The organism is Pelagerythrobacter sp., from assembly GCF_041912895.1.
Lineage (GTDB): Bacteria > Pseudomonadota > Alphaproteobacteria > Sphingomonadales > Sphingomonadaceae > Pelagerythrobacter.
In genome coordinates this window covers 200,374-212,557 of record NZ_JAYSGI010000003.1, presented here as the reverse complement: position 1 = coordinate 212,557, position 12,184 = coordinate 200,374, and the positions used below count along the sequence as shown (strand labels likewise).

At 69.9% G+C, this 12,184-nt stretch carries 5 protein-coding genes; 3 read left to right on the top strand and 2 right to left on the bottom strand.

Features of this window, described 5'->3' with window-relative positions:
- The first annotated feature begins 61 nt into the window (after positions 1-61).
- Complete coding sequence (locus ACE3QC_RS11715) at positions 62-3,307, top strand: autotransporter domain-containing protein (RefSeq protein ID WP_374408425.1); 3,246 nt, start codon at positions 62-64, stop codon at positions 3,305-3,307.
- A gap of 102 nt (positions 3,308-3,409) precedes the next feature.
- On the opposite strand, the gene ACE3QC_RS11710 is transcribed toward ACE3QC_RS11715, so the two are convergent.
- Positions 3,410-6,739, bottom strand: coding sequence for an amidohydrolase family protein (locus ACE3QC_RS11710; protein WP_374408423.1), 3,330 nt, complete (start codon positions 6,737-6,739; stop codon positions 3,410-3,412).
- Between the two features lie 110 nt (positions 6,740-6,849).
- On the opposite strand from ACE3QC_RS11710, the gene ACE3QC_RS11705 reads away from it, so the two are divergent.
- Together ACE3QC_RS11705 and ACE3QC_RS11700 are read left to right on the top strand one after the other, a co-directional pair.
- Positions 6,850-9,039 (top strand): thiamine pyrophosphate-dependent enzyme, encoded by a 2,190-nt coding sequence (locus tag ACE3QC_RS11705; RefSeq protein ID WP_374408421.1) that lies wholly within the window; start codon positions 6,850-6,852, stop codon positions 9,037-9,039.
- Positions 9,036-10,076, top strand: a complete 1,041-nt coding sequence (locus tag ACE3QC_RS11700) for an ACP S-malonyltransferase (protein ID WP_374408419.1) — start codon at positions 9,036-9,038, stop codon at positions 10,074-10,076. The genes ACE3QC_RS11705 and ACE3QC_RS11700 overlap by 4 nt, the downstream gene beginning before the upstream one ends.
- On the opposite strand, the gene ACE3QC_RS11695 is transcribed toward ACE3QC_RS11700, so the two are convergent.
- The gene (locus ACE3QC_RS11695; RefSeq protein ID WP_374408417.1) at positions 10,070-12,079 is read right to left on the bottom strand and encodes a TonB-dependent receptor; all 2,010 of its coding nucleotides are present in this window, start codon (positions 12,077-12,079) and stop codon (positions 10,070-10,072) included. The two genes, ACE3QC_RS11700 and ACE3QC_RS11695, sit on opposite strands and share 7 nt — an antisense overlap.
- Positions 12,080-12,184 lie beyond the last annotated feature (105 nt).

The window sequence follows — 12,184 nt, the reverse complement described above, 5'->3', positions numbered from 1 at the left end:
CCGCGCCAAGGCTGCGCGGCGATGCCTCCGTCCTGTGTCTCGAAACGGACAAGGAGGACCCATGCTTCGCACCCTGTATGCCGGCACCGCGCTCGCGGCGCTGGCCACCCCGCTCGCCGCGCAGACCGTGATCGACGACGACCGCACCACGCCCGTGCGCACGTCCACGGTGAACGACGGCGCGCCCGGTGCAATCCGCATCGACGAGGACGGCTCGATCAAGGTCGGCGGCGGCGCGGCGGTGACGGTCGATTCGAACCACGACGTCACCAACGAGGGCGCGATCGCGATCTCCAACGCCGATGGCGCGAGCGGCATCGCGGTCGACGGCGACCGCACCGCCGATATCGTCAACTCGGGCACGATCACGATCAACGAGACCTATACGCCCGAGGATGCCGACAAGGACGGCGATCTCGACGGGCCGTTCGCGGTCGGCAGCGACCGCGCCGGCATCCGCGTGCGCGGCGCGCTGACCGGCAACATCGTCAATTCGGGCACGATCGCGGTCGAGGGCAACGACTCGGCCGGAATCGTGGTCGAGGACCGGCTGACCGGCAAATTCACGCACGACGGCAAGACTACGGTGGTCGGCGATGGCAGCACCGGCGTCGCGCTGGACGACGTGACCGGCGATGTCCGCCTCGCAGGTACGATCGGCGTGCAGGGCGAGGACGCGGTCGGCGCGCGGCTGTCGGGAGATATCGGCGGCACGCTCACCGTGCAGGGCGGAATCAGCGCAACCGGATACCGCTCAGCCACTGCACCGTCCGACGCTTCCAAGCTCGATGCCGACGATCTCCTGCAGGGCGGCAGCGCGCTGATCGTCGAGGGCGATGTGGCCGAGGGCATCGTATTCGCTGCCGCCCCCCCGAGCGACGACGAAGACGATGATGCCGATGGCGACGAAGGTGAAGAGGGCGACGAAGACGGCGATGGCGGTGAAGACGGCGAGGGTGGCGATGACGTCCCCGGCGCAGGCACCGGCCGGGTCGTCTCCGCCGGCGCGGCGCCCGCCGTCGTGATCGGCGGCGCGGAGGATATCGCGGTCGGCGCGGTGCCCGCCACGGGCACCGGGTTTGGCGTGATCGTCCAAGGCGAGATCGCCGGAAGCGGCGTCTACGCTGGCGTCGACGGCAACGGCCTGGTCGTCGGCGGCCAAGGCGGCGCCGTCGCCATCGCGAACGGCATCGGCGTGTCGGGCAAGGTTACCGCCGCCTCGCGCGATTCGGCGGCGACCGCGATCCGGCTGGGTACCGGGGCCGATGTGCCCGAACTGCGCAATTCTGGCACGATCGCCGCGACCTCCGGCAACGACGACGACGCGCTCGCCACTGCGGTGGCGGTCGATGCCGGCGCGGACATGCCGCTGCTGCGCAACACCGGCACGATCTCCGCCAAGACCGGCGCGCGCGGCACCGCCGTGGCGATCGTGGACGAAAGCGGCACGCTCACCACCATTGAGAATGCCGGCGAGATCGTCGCCTCGGGCGCGACCGAGGGATCGGGGCGCAATGTTGCCCTCGACGTGACCGCGGTCACCTCGGGCGCGACGGTGCGGCAGACCCAGGTCGCCGAAGGTATCGACGCGCCCTCGATCGTGGGCGACGTTCGCTTCGGTTCGGGCGCCGACATGTTCTCCATCGCCGATGGCACCGTGAAGGGCGACGTGACGTTCGGCGCCGGAACCGACCGGCTCGAGCTGTCGGGCGACGGCAGCTACCAGGGCGACGTGGATTTCGGCGGGCAGGCCGACGAGCTGGCGCTCACCGGGGCCTCGCGCTTCTCGGGCGAGGCCGATTTCGGCGGCGGCGCGGGCTCGCTCTCGCTGGGCGACACCGCGGTGTTCTCCGGCGCGCTGACCGGCAGCGACAACCTCGTGGTCGACCTGTCGGGCGGCGTGCTCGATCTGCGGGGTTCGACGACGATCGGCTCGCTTGATGTCGGCGCGGACGGGGTGATCGTGGCGACGCTCGACCAGTCGGGCGATGCCGGCACCGCCATCGACGTTGGCGGCACGGCCAGCTTCGAGGAAGGCGCAAAATTCCGTCTGCGCGTCACCGACATCGCCAGCGCCGAGGGCAGCTACCTCGTGCTCACCGCGGGCGATCTCGTCGGCGCCGACGGGCTCGATACCGACAGCACGCTGGTGCCGTTCCTCTACGACGCCTCGTTGGCGATCGACGATGCTGCTGGTGAGATCGCGGTCGACATCACCCGCAAGGCGACCGAAGATCTCGGCCTCAACCGCTCGCAGGCCTCGGCGTTCGACGCATTCTACGCCGCGCTGGCGAACGACGACGATGTCGCGAACGTCTTCCTCGGCGTCACCGATGGCGAGCAGTTCGGGCAGTACGTCGCGCAGATCCTGCCCGACCATGCGGGCGGCTCGTTCGAAGGCGTGAGCCTGGGCGTGCGCACTTTCGCCCGCCGGCTCGCCGATCCGCAAGGCCCGTTCAAACCCGAGGACAAGCTGCGCGTCGTGCTCGATTTCGCGGGCTGGGATTCGCAGAAGGATGCGGGCGAAACCGCGTCCTACGATCTCGACGGCCTCGGTTTCTCGGGCGGGCTCGAGACGACCACCGGGGTCGGCGATTTCGGCGTCACCGGCAGCTGGCTATGGAGCCGGCACGACAGCGGCTACGAGAACACCGTCATCTCCAACACCTACGAGGCCGCCGCCTACTGGCGCGGCACCTGGGGCGGCCTGTCGGGCTTCGCGCGCGGATCGTACGGGTTCGTAGATTTCGAGGGCTCCCGGTTCTTCACCGGCGAGGACGGCGAGGAAACGCTCGAACGCCTGATCGACCGCGACTGGTCGGGCAACGTCGTCTCGTTCATCGGCGGCGCGTCGTTCGAAACCGGCTCGCAGTACCTGTTCGTGCGCCCATCGGTCATGCTCGATTACATCCGGCTGAGCGAGGACGGCTATACCGAAACCGGCGGCGGCGAGGCGCTCGACCTCACCGTGTCGGACCGTACCAGCGACGAGACCGGGCTCAACCTCGCGCTCGCGGCGGGTGCGGACCTGTTCGGCATGGGCCGCCGCGACGACACCTGGCTGCGGCTCGAGGCCGAGGGCGGCTGGCGCGAGATCGTCGCGGGCGAGCTCGGCGGCACCACCGCCAGCTTCGCCGACGGCGACAGCTTCACCTTGCTGCCCGAACAGCGCGCGAGCGGCTGGTTCGCCCGCCTGCGCGGCATGGGCGGCGACGAGTTCTATTCGATCGGCGGCGAGCTGTCGGCCGAGGAGCGCAACGAGGAGATCGGCTACGCGCTGCGCGCGACGCTGCGCTTCGGGTTCTGACCCCCTCCTCGCACGCCTGCCGGACTATGCCCCCCGCATCCGGCAGCGTGCATCCTGGGCCCGGCCCGGTCGCCCCCGACCGGTCCGGGCCCTTTTTGCGTGTCAGTCCTCCCACCAGTACGGCAGTCGCTGCGCGTCGCCGGTCTCGACCTCGTTCATCGTGCGCGCGTCGTAGAGGCGGCCGCCCAGCATCACCCGCTCGATGTCGTCGCTCGCCATGATGTCCTGCGACGGGTCCGCCGAGAGGATGACCAGGTCGGCCAGCTTGCCCGGCTCGATGCTGCCGATGTCGCGGTCCATCCCGAGCGACTGCGCGGAGACGATCGTACCCGCGCGCAGCGCCTCGACCGGGCTCATCCCGCCGCGCACGAAGCTCCACAGTTCCCAGTGCGCGCCCACGCCCGCCTGCTGCCCATGCGCACCGATCGCGACCTTCACCCCGCGCTCGGCGACCTTGGCCGCCTCGCGCGCGTTGTTGTCGTCGACGAAGGCCCACTCGGGCGCCTTTACCCGCCGCCCGGTCGCCGCGAGCAGCGCGCGCGGCGGAGTGTGGACCATCAGCGGATTGGCGAACACGTCGGTCGCCTGGCGCCAGTAGGGATCGCCCGCGAGCCCACCGTAGGTCACCACCAGCGTCGGAGTGTAGTTCGTCTGGCTCTGCCCGAAGAGCTGGAGCACGTCGTCGTACATCACGTCGACCGGCACGTTGTGTTCCAGCGTCGAATTGCCGTCGGCGATGATCGTCATGTCCATCCCGAACAGCGATCCGCCCTCGGCCACCACCAGCATGTCCTCCGCCCGGCTTGCGGCGACCACCTGCTGGCGCTGTTCGCGGCGCGGCTGGTTGTAGTTCTTGATCGAAATCCCGCCCTGCGCCTTGATCCGGCGGACGTGCGCCAGCGCATCCTCGTAGCTGTCGATCCGGGCATAGACCCCGGCCGCCTTCGCGCCGTAGACGATCTCGCCGGTCGAGAAGATGCGCGGACCCAGCAGCATGCCGGCGCGCTGACGCTCGGCGGCGGCGAAGATCATGCTCGCGCTCGACGAGGGATCGTGGATCGTGGTCACCCCCATCGCGAGGTTCTGGACCAGCGACCAGTTCTGCTGCGGCACGAGATCGCCGGTGCCCTGCGGCCCGTGCGCGTGCGCGTCGACCAGGCCCGGCATGATCGTCTTGCCCGCGGCGTCGATCACCGTCGCCCCGCCCGGCACCTGCACCGAGGCGGCCGGGCCGACCGCGACGATCCGGTCGCCTTCGATCACCACCGTGCCGTTCTCGATCGCTCCGGCGTCGTCGCCGGTCATCGTCAGGATGCGCGCGCCGGTGAGCGCGACCGTGCCTTCGGGCGCGGCGGCGCGGATCGTGCGCGCGATCGAGATGCCGCTTTCAGGCGGCGTGAAAGCGGGCGCACCCTCGGCCTGCGGCGCGCGCGGGAACAGCGCTGCGGTGCTCGCGCGGTAGACCGTCGGCCCCATCGACCAGTAGAGCGTGTCGCCGCCGCCCGACCAGCCGATGTAGTCGGCCCCGCTGCGGCTGGCCTCGACGGTCGGCAGCGCCTTGGCCTGCTCGTCCACCGCGACCGCCTGCCCGCCGGGCATCAGCGGCATCGCGAACACCTCGTAGTTCTGGCGGAAGGCGAAGAACTGGCCATCGGGCGAGACGCGGTAATCGTTCACCAGCTCGCCCTGCGCATGCACCCGCCGGGCCTCGCCGTTCATGTCGGTGGAGACGAGCTGGAGCTTGCCGTCGGCCTGCGCCATCATGAACACCCGATCATCCGCCGCGCCGAATTGCGGCGCGGCCAGATCGCGCACGATCAGCTCGGCCTCGCCGCCCGCCACGGGCATGCGATAGACGCCGGGGTTTTCCGAATATTCGGGCGCGGTCATGTCGCCGCCCGCACGCTTCTCGAACACCAGCGTGCTTCCATCGGGAGAGAACTGGGGCACCGCGTAGTGGCCCGGCGCGGTCGTTACCACGCGCGCATTGCCGCCGTTGGCATCGGCGACCACGATCTCGCCCAGCCCGGCGTCGGTCCAACGGACCCACGCCAGCCGCCGCCCATCGCGCGACCACGTCGGCCACAGCTCGAGCGCCTCGTCCTGCCGGGTCAGCCGGCGCGGCTCGCCGCCGTCGACGTTCTTGACCCAGAGTTTGCCGAGGCTTTCGAACACCACTCGCGCGCCGTCGGGCGAAAGCGTGGCGAACTTGGGCATCTTCGCCTCGAACGTGTCTGGCGCGACCGCGATCGCTGGGTGCGGCGCACCGGCCACGCCGCGCGTATCGTCGATCGCGAAGGGGATTTCGGCGAGCCCGCTGCCGTCCGCGTTCACCCGGCGCAGCTTGCCGCCCGCCCAGAACACGATCGCATCGCTGCCGGGCGTCCAGTCCATGTTCGGATAAACCCCGTAGACCGCCCAGGTCTCCTGCAGGTCGAGGTCGAGGTCGCCGTAGATCATCCGCTCCGCGCCGCTGGCGATATCCTTGACCCACAGCTGCGACTGGTCCTTGTTGCGCCGCACGAAGGCCAGCATCTCGCCGTCGGGCGAAGGCGTCGGGCGGACCGAGCCGCCGTAGCCGGAAACCGCGGTGGTCACTTCGCCGGTCTTGAGGTCGTAGCGTTCGATCTCGAACAGGCTCTGCGTCGAATCCTGCGCGTACTCGAACACGGGCCCGGGGCTGACGTTGCGGGTGTAGTAGATCGCGCTGCCGTCGGGCGCGTAGATCGGCTCGCCCAGTTCCTTCTGCAATTGTTCGCTCGCGCGCTCGACCAAGGCGACCCCGCTGCCGCCCGAGACGTGGTAGAGCCAGACCTCGCCGGTGCCCGCCGAGCGCCCGGTGGTGAAATGCTTCTTCGCTGCGATGTAGCGCCCGTCGGGGCTCCAGGTCGGCTGGTTGAGCAGGCGGAAGTCTTCTTTCGTCACCTGACGCTTGTCCGAACCGTTGGCGTTCATCAGCCAGATGTTGTCGCCGCCGCCACGATCGGAGGTGAACGCGATCCGCGTGCCGTCGGGCGAGAAGCGCGGCTGCACCTCCCACGCCAGCCCCTCGGCGATCCGCGTCGGCGTGCCGCCCGCGATCGGCATCGTATAGATGTCGCCCAGCAGCGCGAAGGCGAGCATGCCACCGTCGGGCGAGACGTCGACGTCCATCCACGTGCCCTCGCTGGTGCGAATCGGCACCTGCCGGACCGTCGCGCCACGCGGCGCGGTCACATCCCACTTTGCCTCGCCCGCATCGCTTTCAACCGGATCGACCGGGCTGGTCGCGACCGGCTCACCGCTGCCTTCAGGCGGCAGCGCGTCGCCCTGCGAGGCGTCGACCTCCTGCTCCTCGACCGGGTTGGGCGAAGGCTGCAGCTCGGCTTCCTGCGCGCTGAGCGCGGCGCTGAACAGCAAAGTGGCGATGACCGATGCGACGCTGGCTTTCATTATGATCTGTCTCCCCTGGGAAAGCGCGCGTTCTAGCAAGCTGGGGGCCAAGGTCCATGCCGTCCGTCGATCCCCTTCCCTTTTGCGCGCGAACGGCTAGCAAGCGCCGCATGGACCGGGCGACGATCGTGCACGAGAACTTCCTGCGCCGGGTGGGCGCGGGCGATTTTCCACAAGGCGCCGCGCCGAGTGGCGTGCTGGGGCGCGCGGCGGCGGTGCGGCTCTACCGCTCGGGCTGCCTGACGCGCGCGCTCGATCTCGCCAGCCGGCGGATGCAGGCGGCGGGGGAAGGGTTCTACACGATCGGCTCCTCGGGCCACGAGGGGATGGCCGCAGTCGCCGCCGCGCTGCGCCCGACCGACATGGCCTTCCTCCATTACCGCGACGCCGCGTTCCAGATCGAGCGGGCCAATCAGGTGCCCGGCCAGTCGATCCTGTGGGACATGCTGCTGAGCTTCGCCTGTTCGAGCGACGATCCGATCTCGGGCGGGCGGCATAAGGTGCTCGGCTCGAAGGCATTGAATATCCCGCCGCAGACCTCGACCATCGCCAGCCACCTGCCCAAAGCGGTCGGCGCGGCGTATTCGATCGGACTGGCGAAGCGGGTGAACCCCGAGCACCGCGCGATGCCGGACGACGCCATCGTGATGTGCAGCTTCGGCGACGCCAGCGCCAACCACGCAACCGCGCAAGGAGCGATCAACACCAGCTGTTGGACGGCCTACCAGAAGGTGCCGATGCCGGTGCTGTGGGTATGCGAGGACAACGGGATCGGCATCTCCACGAAAACGCCCAGCGGCTGGATCGCGGCCAACTTCGCGCACCGCCCCGGTCTCGGCTACTTCGCCTGCGACGGGCTGGATATCTACGATACCTACGCCACGGCGCGCGCGGCGGCCGAATTCGTCCGAACCCGGCGCAAGCCCGCGTTCCTGCACGTGCGCACGGTGCGGCTCTACGGGCATGCCGGGGCCGACATGCCGACGACCTACATGGCGAAGGCCGAGGTCGAGGCGGAGGAAGCGAACGATCCGTTGCTCCACACCGTCCGCCTGCTCGGCGAGGCCGGGGCGCTGAAGGCCGAGCAAGCGCTGGCGATCTACCGCGAGACGCTCGACCGGGCCGAGCGCGTGCGCGTCGAGGCCGTCACTCGGCCGCGTTTGAAAACCGCGAGCGAGGTGATGGCGAGCCTCGTCCCCCCCCGCCGCGACAACGCGCCGAGCAACGGCCCTTCCGCCGAGGCGCGCGCGGCCGCGTTCGGCGGCGATCTCAAGGCGATGGAAAGCCCGCAGATCATGAGCCGCTGCATCAACTGGGCGCTCACCGACCTGATGCTCGAACACCGCGAGATCGCGCTGATGGGGGAAGACGTGTGCAACAAGGGCGGGGTCTACGGCGTCACCCAGAAGCTCGGCGCACGGTTCGGGCGGGCGCGGGTGATCGACACCCTGCTCGACGAACAGTCGATCCTCGGCCTCGGGCTCGGAATGGCGCAGAACGGGCTGTTGCCGATCCCCGAGATCCAGTTCCTCGCCTATTACCACAACGCCGAGGACCAGATTCGCGGCGAAGGCGCGACGCTGCCGTTCTTTTCGAACGGCCAGTTCACCAACCCGATGGTGCTGCGGATCGCCGGGCTCGGCTATCAGAAGGGCTTCGGCGGGCACTTCCACAACGACAACTCTTTCGCCGCGCTGCGCGACGTGCCGGGTGTGATCCTATGCTGCCCCTCGAACGGCGCCGACGCCGCGAAGCTGCTGCGCGAATGCGTGCGGCTCGCACGTGAAGAGCAGCGGCTGGTGATCTTCCTCGAGCCGATCGCGCTCTACCCGATGCGCGACCTGCACGAGCCGGGCGACGGGGCATGGCTGCGGCACTATCCGCCGCCGGGCGAACGGATCGGGTTCGGCGAAGTGACTACCCACGGCGACGGCAGCGACCTTGCGATCGTCAGCTACGCCAACGGGCTGCATCTCTCGCTCCAGGCGCAGAAGCGGCTGGCCGAAGCAGGGGTGACAAGCCGGGTGATCGACCTCCACTGGCTGAACCCGCTCCCCGAAGAAGCGCTGCTCAAAGCTATCGGCGATGCGAAACGTGTCCTGATCGTCGACGAGACGCGCCGCACCGGCGGCCTCGCCGAAGCGCTGATGACGCTGCTGACCGAACGCACCGATGCACCGCACGCGCGCTACGTCGCGGAGGACAGCTTTATCCCCACCGGCCCGGCCTACGCCGCGACGATGCCGAGCGTCAACGGAATCGTCGATGCCGCCCGAACTCTCGTGGGGGACGCGGCATGAGCAAGAAAACCGCAGTCGTCGTCTGCCCGGGTCGGGGCACCTACAACAAAGCCGAACTCGGCTACCTCGGGCGCCATTTCCCCGACGCCGGCATGCTCGCCGCGTTCGACCGCCAGCGCGACGCGGCAGGGCAGGACACACTCTCCGCGCTCGACGGGGCCGAGCGGTTCTCGATGGCCACCCACACCCGTGGCGACAACGCCTCGGGCCTGATCTTCGCCGCGACGCTGGGCGATTTTCTTTCGATCGACCGCGAGGACATCGAGGTCGTCGCGGTCACCGGCAACTCGATGGGCTGGTATTCCGCGCTCGCCTGCGCCGGGGCCCTCGCGCCGGAAGAGGGCTTCCGCGTCGCCAACACGATGGGCACGCTGATGCAGGCGGCGCTGATCGGCGGCCAGCTCGTCCACCCCTTTCTCGGCGACGACTGGCGGCCCGATCCCGCGCGCAAGACCGGGCTGCTCGGCGTGGTGGCGGAGATCGACGCGCGGCCCGATCACACGCTGGCGCTGTCGATCGATCTCGGCGGAATGCTCGTGCTCGCAGGCGACGAGGCCGGGCTGAAGGCGTTCGAAGGCGCGGTCGAACCGGTCGACGGGCGTTTCCCGATGCGGCTCGGCAACCACGCGGCGTTCCACACCCACTTGCAAGCCCCCGTGGCAGAGCAGGGCCGCGCCGCCTTGCCCGCCGACCTGTTCGGCCAGCCCGCGCTACCGCTGATCGACGGGCGCGGCGCGGTCTGGTGGCCCCATGCAACCGACAACCAGGCGCTGTGGGACTACACACTCGGCCATCAAGTGACCGAAAGCTACGATTTCACCCGCGCCATCGCGGTCGCCGCGCGCGAGTTCGCGCCCGACCTGTTCATCGTCACCGGCCCGGGCACCACATTGGGCGGCGCGGTCGCGCAGTCGCTGGTGCTCGCCGACTGGCGCGGCATGGGCGACAAGGCGGGCTTCAAGGCGCGGCAGGAGGCGGAGCCGCTGCTGGTCTCGATGGGCATGGCCGAACAGCGCGGGCTGGCGACGGGTCAGTAACCCCAGCGCAGCCCCGCCCACACGGTACGAGGGGCGCCGAGGTCGATCGAGCCGCCGGAATTGCGCGTCACCACCGTTTCGCCGGTCAGGTTCTCGCCCCGCAGCACCAGCGACAGCCTGCCGCCGATCGGGGCCTGCGCATAAGCGCCGAGCGTGGTCGCGGCGGGCAGCACGTCAGCCTCCAGATCGTCCTCGAACTGCGCGCCGACGTGGCGCAGCGAGGCCGAGAGCAGCCAGCCTTCCGCCGGCGTCCATGCCAGCGAAGCGCCCGCCGCCCAGCGTGGTGTCTGCGCGGGGCGGTTGCCGTCGAGATCGGCGGACGGCCCCTCGCCCTTTACCTCGGCATCGGTGTAGGCGAGCGTCCCGTCGAAACGCAGGGTGCCACGCGTTAACCCGACCCCGCCTTCGAGCCCGCGCGATTCGATCGCGGGCAGGTTGCGCCGCTGGCGCAGGTTGGGCGAGAGCGTGACGTTGGCCACCGCATCCTCCACCCGATTATCGAACGCGGTCAGGGTGAATTCCATCCCCTCGACCGGCGCGAAATCGACCCCCGCCTCGAACCCTTCCAGCCGCTCGTTGGCGAGCGCAGCGTTGGCCTGCGTCACCACCGGGAAGACCACGAAGGGCCGGTAAAGCTCGTTGAGCGTGGGCTGGCGCAGCGCGGTATAGGCCGCCGCGCGCAACCGCACGCTGTCCGCCACATCGAACGCGGCGCCCGCGCGCCAGCCGAGCGTCCAGTCCGAACGATCCGGCGCGATGGTTTCCTCGACCAGCACGCCGCCCGCATCGACCGCGCGGTAAAATCCGTCCGAAATCGTCGTGCGATCGAGCCGCAGTCCGCCGCTCAGCACCAGCCGCTCGCCGAGCGACCAGTCGTGCTCCGCAAACAGCCCGAGATCGCCGTTGGTGCCGCCCGCGCGCCGCCGTTCGGTCAGCGCACCAGACATCGCGCTATAGGCTTCCTCCTGCAACTCGCCCGAGGCGCGGCGGTAATCGACGCCGACGCGCAGCACATGATCCGCGCCCAGCGGCGGGCGCAGTTCCAGCTTGCCGCCGAGCCCGGTCGAGGGCGTGTTGCGCTGGTCGAGCACGCGGGTGAAGCTGCTCGAACTGACGACGACGTTGGAGAAATTGCGCGCCTGCACGTATCCCAGCGCCTCGAATTGCCAAAGCCCGCGCCCGACCACCCGCAAGCTCGCATCCTGCCCCTCGCTCGCCGAATCCGCGCCTGCGAAACGCAGCGTGCGATCGTCGCGGAAGGCCAGCGCGCGTGTCTGCAATTCGATACTCTCACCCAGCGGCGCGCCGCTGCGCACGCCGACCGACCAGCTATCGAATGCCGCCCTCGCGGTCGCGGGAACGCGCTGGTCCTCCGGCGTGGTGAAGAAGCCCTTGCCGCGGTCCCAGCGCCCGTCGATCGTGGCAAAGCCTGCGCCCAGTTCCTGCGCCACGCCGAGGCTCGCCTCGGTTTCCCCGCGATCGTTGGCAAGCAGCGAGGCCGATCGCGGCGCGAGTTGGCCCGGGCCCGCGCTCTCCAGTTCGATCCGCCCGGCCAGCGCGCCCGCGCCGAACGGGCCTGAGCCGCCTCCGCGCGTCACCCGGACCGCGCCGAGCCGTTCGGGCGCGAGCGCGCTCAGCGGGATATAGCCGAAGAACGGATCGGCCATCGGCACTCCGTCGAGCAGCACCAGCGCGCGGCTGGTCGCGTTGCCGCCCAATGCGCGCAGCGTCACCCCCTGCGCGCTCGGGTTCGACGAGCGGCTGTCGGAGCGGCGGAACTGCTGGAAGCCCGCCACCGCGCCGAGCACCTCCTCGATCCGCCCCGAAGGCGCGGCGACGATCTGCTCGCGCGCGATCTCCACCGCGTCGTAAGCCGGGGCGGCGGGCGTCTCCTCCAGGCCTTGGCCGGTGACGACGATGACCGGCCCCACGCTTTCTTCCGCCGCGGCGGGCACGGTGATCGCGAAGGGGACGCTGGCGGCAAGGGCAAGGCGTGCAGGCATGCCCCGCGCCCTATCCGATCGCGCGGCGCCAGTCAGTTGCAATTTGCCATCGGGGACTCGCCAAGCCCGGCGCGATGATTTACGTTCGCGTCAAGAGGAGAGAGG